General features: G+C 65.9%; 18 protein-coding genes. 10 read left to right on the top strand and 8 right to left on the bottom strand.

Annotated features, from left to right (window positions below; all coding sequences use genetic code 11):
- Positions 1-5 precede the first annotated feature (5 nt).
- The 4 genes from EJI01_RS18635 to EJI01_RS18620 form a co-directional block, all read right to left on the bottom strand.
- A complete protein-coding gene (locus tag EJI01_RS18635) occupies positions 6-785 on the bottom strand; it encodes an enoyl-CoA hydratase (RefSeq protein ID WP_126838622.1) in 780 nt (259 codons plus the stop codon).
- 121 nt (positions 786-906) lie between these two features.
- Positions 907-2,700: a M61 family metallopeptidase gene (locus EJI01_RS18630; protein ID WP_126838621.1), complete on the bottom strand. Its 1,794-nt coding sequence runs from the start codon at positions 2,698-2,700 to the stop codon at positions 907-909.
- Entirely contained in the window at positions 2,700-3,410 is a 711-nt protein-coding gene (locus EJI01_RS18625) for a DsbC family protein (protein ID WP_126838620.1), read from the bottom strand. Before EJI01_RS18625 ends, EJI01_RS18630 begins: the two co-directional genes overlap by 1 nt.
- 23 nt (positions 3,411-3,433) lie before the next feature.
- On the bottom strand, positions 3,434-4,543 hold the full coding sequence (locus tag EJI01_RS18620) for an FAD-dependent monooxygenase (RefSeq protein ID WP_126838619.1): 1,110 nt from the start codon (positions 4,541-4,543) through the stop codon (positions 3,434-3,436).
- Between the two features lie 178 nt (positions 4,544-4,721).
- Between EJI01_RS18620 and EJI01_RS18615 the strand changes: the two genes are divergently transcribed.
- The 3 genes from EJI01_RS18615 to EJI01_RS18605 all read left to right on the top strand — a co-directional run bounded on the left by EJI01_RS18615 (position 4,722) and on the right by EJI01_RS18605 (position 7,532).
- Entirely contained in the window at positions 4,722-5,603 is an 882-nt protein-coding gene (locus EJI01_RS18615) for an MOSC domain-containing protein (protein WP_126838618.1), read from the top strand.
- Between the two features lie 140 nt (positions 5,604-5,743).
- The gene (gene ychF, locus EJI01_RS18610) at positions 5,744-6,835 is read left to right on the top strand and encodes a redox-regulated ATPase YchF (RefSeq protein ID WP_126838617.1); all 1,092 of its coding nucleotides are present in this window, start codon (positions 5,744-5,746) and stop codon (positions 6,833-6,835) included.
- 22 nt (positions 6,836-6,857) lie between these two features.
- Positions 6,858-7,532, top strand: coding sequence for a glutathione S-transferase (locus EJI01_RS18605; RefSeq protein WP_126838616.1), 675 nt, complete (start codon positions 6,858-6,860; stop codon positions 7,530-7,532).
- A gap of 13 nt (positions 7,533-7,545) precedes the next feature.
- Here the strand turns inward: EJI01_RS18605 and EJI01_RS18600 are convergent, their stop codons facing one another.
- A complete protein-coding gene (locus tag EJI01_RS18600; protein WP_126838615.1) occupies positions 7,546-8,016 on the bottom strand; it encodes a YqaA family protein in 471 nt (156 codons plus the stop codon).
- Between the two features lie 168 nt (positions 8,017-8,184).
- Between EJI01_RS18600 and dusB the strand changes: the two genes are divergently transcribed.
- From dusB to purH, 3 genes are read left to right on the top strand one after another with little or no spacing between them, the layout of a single operon-like run.
- Positions 8,185-9,240 (top strand): tRNA dihydrouridine synthase DusB, encoded by a 1,056-nt coding sequence (gene dusB, locus EJI01_RS18595; protein WP_126838614.1) that lies wholly within the window; start codon positions 8,185-8,187, stop codon positions 9,238-9,240.
- Between the two features lie 29 nt (positions 9,241-9,269).
- A complete protein-coding gene (locus EJI01_RS18590; RefSeq protein ID WP_028259705.1) occupies positions 9,270-9,506 on the top strand; it encodes a Fis family transcriptional regulator in 237 nt (78 codons plus the stop codon).
- Positions 9,507-9,512: 6 nt separating this feature from the next.
- The gene (gene purH, locus EJI01_RS18585) at positions 9,513-11,084 is read left to right on the top strand and encodes a bifunctional phosphoribosylaminoimidazolecarboxamide formyltransferase/IMP cyclohydrolase (RefSeq protein WP_126838613.1); all 1,572 of its coding nucleotides are present in this window, start codon (positions 9,513-9,515) and stop codon (positions 11,082-11,084) included.
- A gap of 149 nt (positions 11,085-11,233) precedes the next feature.
- On the opposite strand, the gene EJI01_RS18580 is transcribed toward purH, so the two are convergent.
- From EJI01_RS18580 to EJI01_RS18570, 3 genes are read right to left on the bottom strand one after another with little or no spacing between them, the layout of a single operon-like run.
- Entirely contained in the window at positions 11,234-11,695 is a 462-nt protein-coding gene (locus tag EJI01_RS18580; RefSeq protein WP_126838612.1) for a hypothetical protein, read from the bottom strand.
- Complete coding sequence (hemL, locus tag EJI01_RS18575; protein WP_126838611.1) at positions 11,692-12,987, bottom strand: glutamate-1-semialdehyde 2,1-aminomutase; 1,296 nt, start codon at positions 12,985-12,987, stop codon at positions 11,692-11,694. The genes EJI01_RS18580 and hemL overlap by 4 nt, the downstream gene beginning before the upstream one ends.
- On the bottom strand, positions 12,987-13,946 hold the full coding sequence (locus EJI01_RS18570; protein ID WP_126838610.1) for a hydroxymethylpyrimidine/phosphomethylpyrimidine kinase: 960 nt from the start codon (positions 13,944-13,946) through the stop codon (positions 12,987-12,989). The genes hemL and EJI01_RS18570 overlap by 1 nt, the downstream gene beginning before the upstream one ends.
- Before the next feature lie 109 nt (positions 13,947-14,055).
- Between EJI01_RS18570 and EJI01_RS18565 the strand changes: the two genes are divergently transcribed.
- From EJI01_RS18565 to EJI01_RS18550, 4 genes are all read left to right on the top strand, one after another.
- Positions 14,056-14,226, top strand: coding sequence for a rubredoxin (locus tag EJI01_RS18565; RefSeq protein WP_093109554.1), 171 nt, complete (start codon positions 14,056-14,058; stop codon positions 14,224-14,226).
- 80 nt (positions 14,227-14,306) lie between these two features.
- Positions 14,307-14,705 carry a PleD family two-component system response regulator gene (locus EJI01_RS18560; RefSeq protein WP_093109555.1) on the top strand — a complete coding sequence of 133 codons (399 nt, stop codon included), beginning with the start codon at positions 14,307-14,309 and terminating at the stop codon, positions 14,703-14,705.
- Positions 14,705-15,070, top strand: coding sequence for a PleD family two-component system response regulator (locus EJI01_RS18555; RefSeq protein ID WP_126838609.1), 366 nt, complete (start codon positions 14,705-14,707; stop codon positions 15,068-15,070). The genes EJI01_RS18560 and EJI01_RS18555 overlap by 1 nt, the downstream gene beginning before the upstream one ends.
- A gap of 19 nt (positions 15,071-15,089) precedes the next feature.
- Positions 15,090-15,623, top strand: coding sequence for a chemotaxis protein CheW (locus EJI01_RS18550; protein WP_126838608.1), 534 nt, complete (start codon positions 15,090-15,092; stop codon positions 15,621-15,623).
- The last annotated feature ends 98 nt before the right edge of the window (positions 15,624-15,721 follow it).

The raw sequence follows: 15,721 nt of genomic DNA, 5'->3' as shown, positions 1-15,721 counted from the left end.
CCGCGTCACTGGTGCTTGAAGGCGGCCTTGCGCTTGTTGACGAAGGCGTCCATGCCTTCCTTCTGGTCGGCCGTGGCGAAGAGCGCGTGGAACAGGCGGCGCTCGAACATCACGCCGTCCGCGAGGCCGCTCTCGAAGGCGCGATTGACCGATTCCTTGGCCGCCATCACGGCGACCTGCGAGAAGTCGGCTATCACCAGCGCGGCACCCAGCGCCTCGTCCATCAGCTTGTCGAAGGGCACGACGCGGCTCACCAGCCCGGCGCGCTCGGCCTCGGTGGCGTCCATCATGCGGCCGGTCAGGGCCATGTCCATCGCCTTGGCCTTGCCTACCGCGCGCGGCAGGCGCTGCGTGCCGCCCGCGCCTGGAATCACGCCGAGCTTGATCTCGGGTTGGCCGAACTTGGCGTTGTCGGCCGCGATGATGAAGTCGCACATCATCGCGAGCTCGCAGCCGCCGCCGAGCGCGAAGCCGCTCACGGCCGCGATCACCGGCTTGCGCACGCTACGGATGGTTTCCCAGTTGCGGGTGATGTAGTCGCCCTTGTAGACGTCGGTGAAGCTGTAAGTGGCCATGGCGCCGATGTCGGCGCCCGCGGCGAACGCGCGCTCGCTGCCCGTGACGATGATGCAGCCGATCGCTTCATCGACGTCGAAGGCCTTGAGCGCATCTCCGAGCTCGGTCATCAGTGCATCGTTGAGCGCATTCAGCGCCTTGGGCCGGTTCAGCGTCACGATGCCGACCTTGCCGGCTTCGGTGCGGACTTCGATGTTCTCGTAGTTCATGCGTGTCTCCTTGAAACGGGTTGGAACAGTACGCGGGCGGACGCTGCCGGTCCGCCCCAGGCGGCCGCGCCTCCCCCTCGGGGGTGGCGAAGCACACGAAGTGGCAAGCCGGTGGCAGACATCATTGCGGATCGAGCCAGCGCGTCAATTTGGCCGGATCTTGTGCGGCGAGGCGCCAGGTCGTCACGCCGCTGGGCAGCGTGAGCGGCAGGCGCAGCAGCCGGCGGTCGCGCGCGATGAGTGCCGTGATCTTCTTCAGCGGGCCGAGGTAGAGCGCGAGGTCGTCGAGCTTGGCGAGCCGCCAGGCCTGCGCCTTGTGGCCCTTGGCAGCGCCGAGCTCGATGCCGATCCATTCGTCGTTGGCCGAAAAGCCGGCCTGCTCGGCCGCCCCGCCGCGCAGCACCATCTTGACCTGCACGCTGCCGTTCGCTTCGGCCACGCGCAGGCCGAGTTCCTGTGCGCGCTGCGCCGGGTCTTCGAGCGCGGCGACGCCGTGGCTGCGCAGCAGATCGGCGAGGGGCAGTTCGTCGGTCGAGTGGACCCAGCTCGCGATCTCTTGCGCAAAGGAGCGCCCGCCGACCGCCTCGAGCGCGGCGGCGAATGCGGCTTCGTCGATCGGGCCGCCGCCGCTCTTCTTCCACAGGAGCCGCATCACTTCGTCGAGCGAACCCTTGCCTTCGGCGCGCAGCGTGAGGTCGAAGCACAGCGCCACCAGCGCACCCTTGGTGTAGTAGCTGATCGTGGTGTTGGGTGTCTGCTCGTCCTGCCGGTAGTACTTGACCCAAGCATCGAAGCTCGCGTCGGCCACCGACTGCACCAGCCGGCCCGGCGCCTGCAACACCTGGTTGATGGTCTTGTTGACCAGGCGCAGGTAGCCGGTGTCGTCGATGCGGCCGGCGCGGCGCAGCAGCAAATCATCGTAGTAGCTGGTGAAGCCCTCGAACAGCCACAGCAGGCGGGTGTAGTTCTCCTGCCCGTAGTCGTAGTGCGCGAACTCGGCGGGCCGCAGGCGCTTCACGTTCCAGGTGTGGAAGTACTCGTGGCTGATCAGCCCGAGCAGCGTGGTGTAGCCCTCGGGCTGCTTCTTCGCGGCGAGCTGGGGCAGGTCGCGGCGGGTGCAGATCAGCGCGGTCGAGTGCTGGTGCTCGAGCCCGCCGTAGCCGTCGTCCACCGCGTTGAGCATGAACACGTAGCGGTCGTGCGGCGGCTTGGGTCCGCCGCGCTTGCCGACCTTGTCGCCGTGCCAGAAGCGCATCTGCGTCTCGCAGATGGCGCGCGTGTCGGCGATCAGCCGTTCGCCGTCGAAGGAGGCGGGGGCGCCGGCGACGACGAAGCGATGCGGCACGCCGCAGGCCTCGAACTCGGCGCTCCAGAACATGCCCATCTCGACCGGGCTGTCGGCGAGTTCGTCATAGTCGGCGGCGAGGTAGCTGCCGAATCCCTGGCGGTCGACCCTGGCGGGTTTCAGTGCCGTCGCGCACGACCAGCGTTCGCCGGGCGCCAGGAGCGGCGGCGCAAGGACTTCGATCGCGTGCGGCTCGTCGGTCTGGCCCTCGACGCGAAGGCACAGGCTGGTGCCGTTGAAGAAGCCGCGGTCGCGATCGAGCCACGCGGTGCGTACCGAGTTGTCGTAGGCGCAGACCTGGTAGCGCAGCACCAGCGGCTTGCCCGACGCGCAGTCGATCTGCCAGCTGTGCTTGTCGAGCTGCTGCGCGGCCAGCTTGCGCCGGCCTTGCACAGCCTGCAGCTTCTGCAGGTTCTTCGCGAACTCGCGCACCAGGTAGCTGCCCGGAATCCAGATCGGCAAGGCGACGCGCTGCTGCGCGGCGGGCCGCTCGATGGTCAGCGTGACGGCGAACAGGTGTGCGTTGCGGTCCGCGCATTCGACGCGGTAGTGGATGGCCGGCGAGGCCATCAGTTGGCTGCGGCGAGTTGCTTTTCGACCTGCTCGGCCGGAATCGCGCCCGGCGCACGCGTGCCGTTGCTGAAGATCAGCGTCGGTGTGCCGGTGATGTTGTACTTCTGGCCGAACTCGCGATTGCGGGTGAGTGCGCTGGTATCGCACTCGGCGGTCTCGGGTGCGACGCCGCGCACCATCCAGTCGGTCCAGGCCTTGACCTTGTCCTTGGCGCACCAGATGTTGCGCGACTTCACGACCGAGTCCGGTCCCAGCACCGGGTAGAGGAAGAGATGGATGGTCACGTTGTCGATCTTGGTCAGCTCGCGCTCGAACTGCTTGCAGTAGCCGCAGTTCGGATCTTCGAACACCGCCAGCTTGCGCTTGCCGTTGCCGCGCACGATCTTGAAGGCATCCTTCACCGGCAATTTGTCGAAGGCGACTTCGCTCAGTTTCTCGACCCGTTCTTCGGTGAGGTTGCGGCGCGCCTTCACGTCGATCAGGTTGCCCTGCAGCAGGTAGTTGCCCTGCTCGTCGGTGTAGTAGATCTCGAAGCCGTTGATGCGTACCTCGTAGAGGCCGGGCATCGGCGACTTGGTGATTTCGTCGATCTTCGCGAACTGCGGGATGCGCGCGGCCAGGTTCTGGCGGATCTCGGCTTCGCCGGCGGCGGCGCTCAAGGTGCAGCCGAGGGTCAGCGCGGAAAGAAGGGCGGGGGCGAATTTCATGATGTTGTTTCTTCCAGCGGAATTCATTGCAGGCCCATGGCCTGCTTCGCGATCCAGTTCTTGACGAGCCGCGTGCGGTCGAAGCCGCGCATGCCCCAGTTGCGAAGCGCCGGCAGCGGATCGGCGCTGTGCGCGAAGAGTTGCTGCAGGCCGTCGGTGGCCAGGCTCATGGAGAGCACGTCGGTGCGGCGGGCCCGTTCGTAGCGGCGCAGCAGCCGGGCGTCGCCCGCGCTGCGCCAGTAGTCGCGATCCTTGATCACGTTGGCCAGCGCCGCGGCATCGCCCAAGCCCAGGTTCAAGCCCTGGCCTGCGAGCGGATGCACCGTGTGCGCCGCGTCGCCTGCGAGCGCCCAGGAGCTGCCGTCCGCGAACTGGCCGGTCCAGCGATCGGCGATCGCTCGCTGCAACGGCCAGGCCGCGCGCTCGCTGATGAGCCTGAGGGCGCCGAGCGCGCCATGGCTGGCATCGTGCAGCGCGGTGTTGAATTCGTCCGCCGTCTGCGCGAGCAGGGCCGGAGCGCGCAGCTGGTCGACCGACCACACGAGCGCGAGCTGCCTGTCGCCCAGCGGCAGCAGCGCGAACACTTCGCCCTTGTCGTTGAACCATTGGCGCGCCACGCAGTCATGGGGCTCCTCGGCCTGCAGCCGCGCCGCGATGGCGTGCTGCGGATAGCGCGTGACCTCGTAGCGCACGCCCAATGTTTCGCGCGTGGCGCTGATGCGGCCTTCGCAGACCACCGTCAGCGGCGCCGGCACAGGCTCGGCGACGATCTCGATGCGCGGCTGGAAGCGCACCGCATCGCTCAACTGCTGCTCGAGCGCGGGGACATCGACGATCCAGGCCAGTGCCTCGACCTTCTGCCGCGCGGCATGGAACTGCACGCGGGCGCCTTCGTCGCCATAGACCAGCATCTCGCGCACCGGCGTGGCATGGGCTGCATCAGGCCAGCCGCGCAGCGACTCGAGCAAAGTCTTCGAAGCCGCATTCAGCGCATAGGCGCGCACGTCCTGCCCCGCGGGGGGCGCAGCCGGCGCCACCAGCGCCACGCGCACGCGTTCGCGCGCCAAAACCAGTGCGAGCGTGCGGCCGACGATGCCGGCGCCGCGAATGCAAACCTCGGGTGGAAGAGCCATCGGGCCATTGTAGGAGTGTGGCCCCACGCTCCATCACTTCGTGTACTCGCTGCTCCCCGAGGGGGTGCATCAGGCCGCCCGGCTGCGCGAAGCGCGGTCTACGCCGCGCTGGCGGCCCGGCGCCGGCCTGGTTCCGCGCACTGCGGGACAATCACCGGCTTCAGCCCAAGGACCGCACGTGAACGCCTCCGACTTCGACCTCCACGCCACCATCGCCCGCCTGTTCGTCTACCCGATCAAGTCCTGCGCCGGCGTCGAGCTGCCTGAGGCGCTGCTGACCGAAACCGGCCTCGAATTCGACCGCGCCTGGATGGTGGTGGATGCCGAACGCGAGTTCGTCACCCAGCGCGACCTGCCGCGCATGGCGCTGATCCGGCCGCAGATGAAGCATTCCGAGATGGTGCTGCGCGCGCCCGGCATGCTGGCGCTGCACATCGCCTTCGACCGCGTCGAGCAGCCGGTGCGGGCGCGGGTGTGGAAGGACGAGGTGCCGGCCTACGACATGGGCGACATCGCGGCCCAATGGTTCAGCGACTTCCTCTCGCAACCGGGCCGGCCGCAGAAGCTGCGCCTGGTGCGCTTCGATCCGGAGTACCGGCGGCTGTCGAACCTCGAGTGGACCGGCGGCATCGAGGCGCCGAACCAGTTCGCCGACGGCTATCCGCTGCTGGTCGCCAGCGAGGGCTCGCTGGCCGAGCTCAACGCGAGGTTGGCCGCGGCCGGCCATGGCGCTGTCGGCATCGAGCGCTTCCGTCCCAACATCGTGCTCGCCGGCATCGAAGCGCACGACGAAGACCGGGTCGACACGCTGCACATCGCGACCGGCGAGGGCGAGGCGCAACTGCGGCCGGTCAAGCCCTGCTCGCGCTGCCCGATCCCCGACATCGACCCGGCCACGGCCGAAAGCAGCCCCGAAGTGGGCGACACGCTGCGGACCTACCGCGCCGATGCGCGGGTCGACGGCGCCATCACCTTCGGCATGAATGCGATCGTGCTGCAGGGCGTGGAGCACATGTTGAAGCGCGGCCAGTCGGTCGGCGCAAATCTGCGCTTCGAATAGCCGCAAATGGGCCCCCACGCTCATCACGTCATGTATCGCTGCCCCCGAGTTGGCGCGCCCAGTGACCTTCGGGCGGCCGGGCGGGCACGGGGCCAGGGCCTAAAATCCCCGGTTCCCCAAAGCATTCTGAAAGCCCCGCCATGAGTCTCCAGTGCGGCATTGTCGGCCTGCCCAACGTCGGCAAGTCCACCCTTTTCAACGCGCTGACCAAGGCAGGCATCGCGGCCGAAAACTATCCCTTCTGCACCATCGAGCCGAACGTCGGCGTGGTCGAGGTGCCCGATCCGCGGCTGGCCCAACTGGCCGAGATCGTGAAGCCCGAGCGCGTCGTGCCGGCGATCGTCGAGTTCGTCGACATCGCGGGCCTGGTGGCCGGCGCCAGCAAGGGCGAAGGCCTGGGCAACCAGTTCCTCGCGCACATCCGCGAAACGGACGCCATCGTCAACGTGGTGCGCTGCTTCGAGGACGACAACGTGATCCACGTGGCCGGCAAGGTCGATCCCATCTCCGACATCGAGGTGATCCAGACCGAGCTGTGCCTGGCCGACCTGGCCACGGTCGAGAAGGCGCTGCATCGCCACACCAAGACCGCACGCTCCGGCGACAAGGAGGCGATCAAGCTGGTCGCGCTGCTGGAGAAATGCCAGTCCGCGCTGAACGAGAACAAGCCCGTGCGCGCGCTGGAGTTCAGCAAGGAGGACAAGCCCTTGATCAAGCAGTTCTCGCTGATTACCGCCAAGCCCGCGATGTTTGTCGGCAACGTGGCGGAGGACGGCTTCGAGAACAACCCCTTCCTCGACCGGCTGCGCGAATACGCCGCCGCGCAAAACGCGCCCGTCGTCGCCATCTGCGCCAAGATCGAAGCCGAGCTGGCGGACATGGACGAAGAAGACAAGAAGATGTTCCTGGCCGAGATCGGCCAGGAAGAGCCGGGCCTTAACCGCCTGATCCGCGCGGCCTACACGCTGCTGGGCCTGCAGACCTACTTCACCGCCGGCGTGAAGGAAGTGCGCGCCTGGACCATTCACGTCGGCGACACCGGCCCGCAGGCCGCCGGCGTGATCCACACCGATTTCGAGAAGGGCTACATCCGCGCCCAGACCATCGCGTTCAACGACTTCATCGCCTTCAAGGGCGAGCAGGGCGCGAAGGATGCCGGCAAGATGCGGGCGGAAGGCAAGGAGTACGTGGTCAAGGACGGGGACGTGATGAACTTCCTGTTCAGCTCCTGAGCCCTGCGCATTGCAGCCCTCCATGATCACCGTCCACCACCTCAACAACTCCCGCTCGCAACGCGTACTCTGGCTGCTCGAAGAACTCGAACTGCCTTACGAGATCGTTCACTACCAGCGCGATCCGAAGACCATGCTCGCGCCGCCCACCTTGCGCGCGGTGCATCCGCTGGGCAAGTCGCCGGTGGTGACGACCGACGAAGGCCTCACGCTCGCGGAGTCGGGTGCGGTCGCCGAGACACTGATCGAGCGCTACGGCAATGGCCGCCTCGCGCCTGCGGCGGGTACGCCCGAGGCGCTGCGCTACCGCTATTGGCTGCACTACGCCGAAGGCTCGGCGATGCCGCCGCTGCTGCTCAAACTGGTGTTCGACCAGATCGAGAAGGCGAAGATGCCCTTCTTCGCCAAGCCGATCGCAAAGGCGATCGCGGGCAAGGCCAAGGCCGCCTTCATCACGCCCAACATCAAGAGCCATCTGGACTTCATGGAAGGCGAGCTCGGCAAAAGCAAATGGTTTGCCGGCAATGCGTTCTCGGGCGCCGACATCCAGATGAGCTTTCCGGTGGAGGCCGCGGTGGCGCGCGGCGGGCTCGATGCGTCGCGGCCCAAGCTCATGGCGTATCTAGAGCGCATCCGCGCGCGTCCGGCGTACATGCGCGCGCTTGAGCGCGGCGGGCCCTACGGGCTTTTGACCTGATCGCGCTGCCGGCTCAGTTCGGCCATATATAGAGAAGCGCGACCGTCATCGTGACGTAGCGCGCGAACTTGCCGATCGCCATGTAGATCACGCAGGGCCAGAACGAGAGCCGCAGCCATCCTGCGACGGCGCAAAGCGGATCGCCGACGATCGGCAGCCAGGCCAGCAGGCAAGCCTTGGGGCCGAGGCGCTCCAGCCAGCCGAGCACGCGCAGGTGGTGCTTGGAGTGCGAATACTTGTCGGCCACCTTGTGTGCCCCGTAGCCGATCCACCAGTCCACGATGCCGCCCAAGGTGTTGCCGAGCGTCGCGACGCCGACCGCGGGCCAAAACATTTCGGGATTGAGCTTGAGCAGTCCGAACAGCACCGGCTCGGAGCCGACCGGCAGCAATGTCGCCGATACGAAGGCGGCGACGAAGAGGGTGCTGAGCCCGAATTGCGGCAGCGCAAGAAGCGCAAAGAGTGAATCGAGCCAGGCTTGCATGTGCGCCGCAGTATAGAAAGACCCGGCCTTATGCGGCGTCGGCGTATACGCTGTCCGCGCGCGCGATGAAACTCTATGAAATCGCAAATGGTTTCAGCCGCTCTCGCTTCGCGCCGCTACAATCGTGCCTCATTTTTCAGCAGCCCGGCGCGCGCCAACATTCCCTCCATGACCCTGCAGATCGGCAACATCGTGCTGGAAAACCGGCTGTTCGTTGCGCCCATGGCGGGCGTCACCGACCGGCCCTTCCGCATGCTGTGCCGCGAGCTCGGTGCCGGCTACGCGGTGAGCGAAATGGTCACATCGCGCAAGGAGCTGTGGGGCTCGCTCAAGACGTCGCGCCGCGCGAACCACGATGGCGAGCCGGGTCCCATTGCGGTGCAGATCGCCGGCACCGATGCGGCAATGATGGCCGAGGCGGCGCAATACAACATCGAGCGCGGCGCGCAGATCATCGACATCAACATGGGCTGCCCGGCCAAGAAGGTGTGCAACAAGTGGGCCGGTTCGGCGTTGATGCGCGACGAGCCGCTGGCGCTCGAGATCGTCGAGGCGGTGGTCCGTGCTGCGATGCCGCACTGCGTTCCGGTCACGCTGAAGATGCGCACCGGCTGGAGCGAAGACCAGCGCAACGCGGTGACGCTGGCGCGCCGCTTCGAAGCGGCCGGCGTGCAGATGCTCACGGTGCACGGCCGCACGCGCGAGCAGGGCTACAAGGGCCTGGCCGAGTACGACACCATCGCGGCAGTCAAGGCGGCCGTGCGCGTGCCGGTGGTCGCCAACGGCGACATCGACTCGCCCGAGAAGGCGCGCGAAGTGTTTGCGCTCACTGGCGCAGATGCCGTGATGGTGGGCCGTGCCGCGCAGGGACGACCGTGGATCTTTCGCGAGATCGCGCATTTCCTCGCGACCGGTGCGCAGCTCGCGCCGCCGCTCGTGGCCGAGGTGCGCCGCCTCTTGCTCGACCATCTGCAGGAGCACTACGCGCTCTATGGCGACTACAGCGGTGTCCGCACCGCGCGCAAACATATCGGCTGGTACGTCCGCCCGCTGCCCGGCGGCGAGGAGTTCAGAGGCCGGATGAACACCATCGAGGACTGCGACGCGCAACTCGCCGCAGTGGCCGATTTTTTCGACACGCTGGCCGCACGGATGGACCGCATTCCGGTCGCCGACGACGCGCAAGCGCAAAGGGATGAGCAGGCAGCCGAAGTGCCTGCATGAATGGAAGAACAGAAGAAGAGAAGAGGGCCATGAGCAAGAAACATATCGAAGACTGCGTACGCAACAGTCTGGACAGTTATTTCCGTGACCTGCGCGGCACCGAACCCGACGGCATGTACGAGATGCTGGTGCGCGTGGTCGAGAAGCCCCTGCTCGACGTCGTGATGACGCGCGCCGAGGGCAACCAGTCCAAGGCCGCGCAATGGCTGGGCCTGAACCGCAACACGCTTCGAAAAAAGCTGGTCGAACACAAACTTTTGAAGTAGCCCTTGATGAATGCACTGATTTCCGTTTCCGACAAGACCGGCATCCTCGAATTCGCGCAAGCGCTCCACGCGCTGGACATCCGCCTGTTCTCGACCGGCGGCACTGCCAAGCTGCTGGCCGATGCCGGCCTGCCGGTGACCGAAGTGGCCGAGCTCACCGGCTTTCCCGAGATGCTCGACGGCCGCGTGAAGACGCTGCATCCCAAGGTGCATGGCGGCCTGCTGGCGCGGCGCGATGTGCCGGCGCACATGGCGGCCTTGAAGGAACACGGCATCGACACCATCGATCTGCTGGTGGTCAACCTCTATCCCTTCGAAGCCACTGTCGCCAAGCCCGGCTGCACGCTGGAAGACGCGATCGAGAACATCGACATCGGCGGCCCGGCGATGGTGCGCAGCGCGGCCAAGAACTGGAAGGACGTCGGCGTGCTGACCGACGCGGCGCAATACCCCCAGGCATTGGCCGAACTCAGGGCCGAGGGCAAGCTCAGCGACAAGACCAAGTTCGCCTTCTCCGTCGCCGCCTTCAACCGAATCAGCCAGTACGACGGCGCGATCAGCGACTACCTCTCGGGCATCCAGGACGACGGCACGCATGCGCTCTTCCCGGCGCAGAGCAACGGCCGCTTCATCAAGCTGCAGGACCTGCGCTACGGCGAGAACCCGCACCAGCAGGCCGCGTTCTATCGCGACCTGTATCCGGCGCCGGGTTCGCTGGTCACGGCGAAGCAGCTGCAGGGCAAGGAGCTCAGCTACAACAATATCGCCGATGCCGATGCGGCCTGGGAGTGTGTGAAGAGCTTCGACACACCCGCGTGCGTGATCGTCAAGCATGCCAACCCCTGCGGCGTCGCGGTGGGCAAGGATGCGCACGAGGCCTATGCCAAGGCCTTCAAGACCGATCCGACCTCGGCCTTCGGCGGCATCATCGCCTTCAACCGGACGGTGGACCGCGTCGCGGCCGAAGCCGTGAGCAAGCAGTTCGTCGAAGTGCTGATGGCGCCGGGTTATGCGCCGGAGGCGCTCGAAGTGTTCAAGAGCAAGGTCAATGTTCGCATCCTCGAGATCGCGTTGCCGCCGGGCGGCGGCAGCGACTGGGACAAGGGCCGCAACGCGGTGGACGTGAAGCGCATCGGTTCGGGCCTTCTGATGCAGACCGCCGACAACCGCGAGCTCTCGGTCGACGAGCTCAAGGTGGTGAGCAGGAAGCAGCCCACGCCGCAGCAATTGCAGGATCTTCTGTTCGCATGGAAAGTCGCGAAGTTCGTCAAGAGCAACGCGATCGTGTTCTGCGCCGACGGCATGACCATGGGCGTCGGCGCCGGCCAGATGAGCCGGCTCGATTCGGCGCGCATCGCGAGCATCAAGGCGCAGCACGCGGGCCTGTCGCTGCAAGGCACGGCGGTCGCGAGCGACGCCTTCTTCCCGTTCCGCGACGGGCTCGACGTGGTGGTCGATGCCGGCGCGAGCTGCGTGATCCAGCCCGGCGGTTCGATGCGCGATCAGGAGGTGATCGATGCGGCGGACGAGCGCGGCGTGGTCATGGTGCTCTCAGGCGTTCGGCATTTCCGGCATTAAAGCTCTCCCCCAGGCTGCGCGCACTTCGTGTCGCTACGCCAACCCCCTCACCGGGGGGCAACACCAGCGGCCCGGCAAAGCCGGTTCCGCGGTGTTTCACCAACGGGCCTCGCTTCGCCGGCCGGAACACGCTCTTCGACGGCGACCGCCTACTCTCCGAATCTGTATTTGAGCTGGAAGCTGACCGCGCCATGGAGACGGTTCCTGATGGTGGGAACGATGGCGATGTTGAGCCCCCAGTTCTTGCCTTCGATGGCCGCGGTCGGGATCAGCGCCGGAAACCAGCCGCCGTTGTTGGATCGCGGATAGCCGTCGAAGGCGCCGACCACGGCGCCGAACTTCACGCCATGGAACTCGATGGGCATCACGTACAGGCCGACATAGTGCGAGCGCTCGCGGTCGCTGTTGCGGAACAGGCCGGCGGTGAGCGAGTAGTTTTCGTCGAGTGGCCATTCGATCCCGAGGCCGGGGTTGCCGTCTGCCAGCCCCTTGTCGCGGTCGAAGTGGTAGGAGTAGAAGCCGGCGTTGAACCAAGCCTTGCCGATATCGGCCTGAGCGAAGGCCAGGCCGGGCGCAAAGGCCAGCCAGGCCAACCAGCTGCGGAGCGTCATGCGCGCAGCGTCTTGAAGATCTGGCGTGCCGCATCGATGGTTGCGGCAATGTCTTCGTCACTGTGGGCTGCGCTCACGAAGCCGGCCTCGTACAGCGCCGGCGCGATGTAGACGCCGCGCTCGAGCAGGCCGTGGAACAGGGTATTGAATCTGGCGTTATCGGTGGTCATGACCGTGCTGTAGTTCTGCGGCAGCGCATCGAGCAAGAAGAAGCCGAACATGCCGCCTTCGCTGTCTGCGCTGAAGGCGATGCCTTCCGCCGCGGCGGCCGACTTCAGCCCATCGACCAGCGTACGGGTCTTGTGTGACAGCGCTTCGAAGAAGCCGGGCCTCGCCACTTCCTTCAATGTCGCGAGGCCACAGGCCGTGGCCACCGGGTTGCCCGAGAGCGTACCAGCCTGATACACCGGTCCGAGCGGCGCGAGCTGTTCCATGATCGCGCGCGGTCCGCCGAAGGCCGCGAGCGGCATGCCGCCGCCGATCACCTTGCCCAGCACCGTGAGATCGGGCCGGATGCCCAGCACGCCCTGCGCGCCCTGCAGGCCGACGCGGAAGCCGGTCATGACCTCGTCGAACACCAGCAGCGCGCCGTGCCTGGTACAGAGTTCGCGGCAGCGCTGCGCAAAGGCGGCGCTCGCGCGGACGAAGTTCATGTTGCCGGCGATGGCCTCGATCATCAGGCAAGCGATTTCGTGGCCGTGCAGCGTGAAGGCTTCCTCGAGCTGCGCGAGGTTGTTGTATTCGAGGACCAGCGTGTGCTGCACCACCTCGGGCGGAACGCCGGCCGAGGTCGGGTGGCCGAAGGTCGCGAGGCCCGAGCCGGCCTTGACCAGCAACGCATCGGCGTGACCGTGGTAGCAGCCTTCGAACTTGATGATGTACTTGCGCCCGGTTGCGCCGCGTGCCAGGCGCAGCGCGCTCATCGCGGCTTCGGTGCCGGAGCTCACGAGGCGCACCATCTCCATCGACGGCACGAGTGCCAGGATGGCTTCGGCGAGTTCGATTTCGCGCTCGGTCGGTGCGCCGAAGGAGAAGCCCTCTGCCACGGCGCGCTGCACCGCATCGACTACGGCGGGATGGCCGTGGCCCAGGATCATCGGCCCCCAGGAACCGATGTAGTCGATGTAGCGCCGATCCGCGGCATCCCAGAAATAGGCGCCCTGCGCGCGCTTGACGAAACGCGGCGTGCCGCCGACGGCCCTGAAGGCGCGCACCGGCGAATTGACCCCGCCGGGAATCACGGCGCGGGCGCGCTCGAAGAGGATGTCGTTCTTGTCTGTGGCGTGTGGCATCAGTGGCGCGTGTCGTGGGGTGGCAGGGCAAAGTCGGTAGGAGAAGCAGGATCGTTGTCGTTGTCTTCGTCATCCTCGGGCTGGGCCCAGAACAGGCGGTCGGGCAGCACGTGGCCCATGCCGGGGCGGAAACCGGCATCGAGGCAGCGATCCATGTAGCTCAGCGCTTCGGTGGTGGCCGCGACCAGGTCGGTGCCGCTGGCGAGCAGCGCGGACAGCGCGGCCGAGAGCGTGTCGCCCGCGCCGGCGAACACGGCATCGAGGCGCTCGTACTTCTCGCTGGCGAGCACCGACTGCGGCGACGCCAGCACGTTGTCGATGAACTGGTCGGGCAGCACCAGCCCGGTCACCAGCGTGTAGGGCACGCCGAACTCGCCGGCCGCCTTGGCAATGTCGCGCGCGGTTGGTGGACGCTCGCCGGCCCAGTCTGGCAGGAGCCATCGCCACAGGGTGCTGTGATTGCCGACCAACACGGTGGTCTGCGGCAGCACGAGCTCGCGAAATGCATCGAGATAGGCCTCGATCTGCGTGTCTTCCCACCATGAGAGGTTGGGCATGTAGGCGACCACCGGCACTTCGGGATAGTCCGTCGCGGTCTCGGCCACGGTGCTGAGGTTCTCGGGCGAGCCGACGAAGCCCACCTTGATGAGCTGCACTTCCACGTCTTCGAGAATGGCGCGCGCCTGCTCTGCGACAGCCTCTTCGTCGAAGGTGAAGTGATCAAAAATTTCAGCGGTGTCGCGCGCGTAGGCGCCGGTCACGACCGGCAGCATGTGGGCGCCGACCGAGGCCATGGCCAAGGCGTCGCTGCCCAGGCCTCCGGCGCCGCTCGGATCGCTCGCGTTGAAGACCAGCACGCACGGCGGATTCAACTCGCTTTCGGCGGATTCATCGCTCGGGGGGTCGGTAAGATCGCTCACTTTGCGGTCGTGCTCTGGTGGTAGTAGGAAAGTTGTCATACGCCACAGGGTTCACCAGATGGTGGCATATCTGAGACGCTTGTCACGGGTTTTGCTGATACGTTTGGATACGATCGTTGCATTCTATGAACAGGGACTTTAAGCTGCGATGAATACGAAAACCTGGATGTGCCTGATTTGCGGGTGGATCTACGACGAAGCGGTGGGAGTGCCAGAAGATGGTATTGCGCCCGGCACGGCATGGGCAGATGTTCCGATGAACTGGACCTGCCCTGAATGCGGGGCGCGCAAGGAAGACTTCGAAATGGTTGAAATCTGAAGCATCGCATAGGGCGTGCTTCTTTGCGTTCCTCGTCGAGGGCGTTGCGGTCATCGGGGTATCAATAGAGGAGCGTGCGAATGAGCGCGAATGGATCGGGTTACAAGGTGCTAGTCATCGACGACAGCAACACCATTCGGCGCAGCGCCGAGATCTTCCTCAAGCAGGGGGGGCACGAGGTCCTGCTGGCCGAAGACGGGTTCGACGCATTGTCGAAAGTCAATGATCACAAGCCGCACCTCATCTTCTGCGACATCCTCATGCCGCGCCTCGACGGTTATCAGACCTGCGCCATCATCAAGCGCAACGCCCATTTTTCCAATGTCCCGGTCGTGATGCTCTCCTCCAAGGATGGCGTGTTCGACAAGGCGCGCGGCCGAATGGTCGGCTCGCAGGACTATCTCACCAAACCCTTCACCAAAGACCAACTGCTCCAGGCTGTCCAGCAGTTCGGCATCGTTTCGCAGGAAGTGCAGTAATGGCTATTCGCAAGGTACTCGTGGTCGATGATTCCAAAACGGAACTGATCTTTCTCACCGAACTTCTTCAAAAGAACGGCTTTTCGGTGAAAACCGCCGAGAATGCCGAGGACGCGATGCGCCGGCTCGAGGAAGAGCAGCCCGACCTGATCCTTATGGACATTGTGATGCCGGGCCAGAACGGCTTCCAGCTCACGCGCGCAATCGCCCGCAATCCGAAGTATGAATCGGTGCCGATCATCATGTGCACGAGCAAGAACCAGGAGACCGATCGCCTCTGGGGCATGCGCCAGGGTGCCCGCGACTACATCGTGAAGCCGGTCAATGCCGCCGAGCTGATGGCAAAGATCAGCGCGCTCGCCTGAACCCGACAGTTTTTCGTACATGGCCAACCGCGACGCTCTCCGCGCATTCCAGTCCCGGCTTGCCAGCCGCCTGCAGGCGGCGCGCACCTCGGGCGTCTCCGCTTCGTGGCTCGCCGTGGAAGCGGGCGAGTCGAAGTACCTGTTCCCGCTCGGGCACGCCGGCGAGATCTTTCCTTGGACGCCCCCTCAGGCCGTGCCGTACACGGAGCCGTGGTTCCTCGGCGTCGCCAATCTGCGCGGCGGGCTGTACGGCATCGTGCAGCTTTCCACTTTCGCCTCGGGCTCAGCCGCTGCGCCCGTGCAGAGCGAAGCGGCGCGCGCCCAATCTCGTCTCGTCGCACTCAACGAGATGCTCGAAGTCAATTGCGCCTTGCTGATCGACCGGCTGGTCGGTCTGCGCGGCGTCGAAGCCTTCACCGAATCGCAGGCCCCGGATGGCGACGCCCCGGCCTGGCTGGGTCATTCGTACACCGACGCCGCCGGCGCGCGCTGGCAGGAAATCAACCTGCAGGCGCTATCCCAGCAACCCCAATTTTTGAGCATCGGCGCCTGAGCGGAACGCTTGGCACCGACCACTACCTGAAGGACCGACCGTGAGCTCGATCGCCGACAAGTTCAAGAAATTCCTGCCCGCCGGTGGCGACAACGTCA

Source organism: Variovorax sp. MHTC-1 (genome assembly GCF_003984645.1).
Lineage (GTDB): Bacteria > Pseudomonadota > Gammaproteobacteria > Burkholderiales > Burkholderiaceae_C > Variovorax.
The sequence above is the reverse complement of the archived record's forward strand: the minus strand, read 5'-3'. Positions and strand labels throughout refer to the sequence as shown.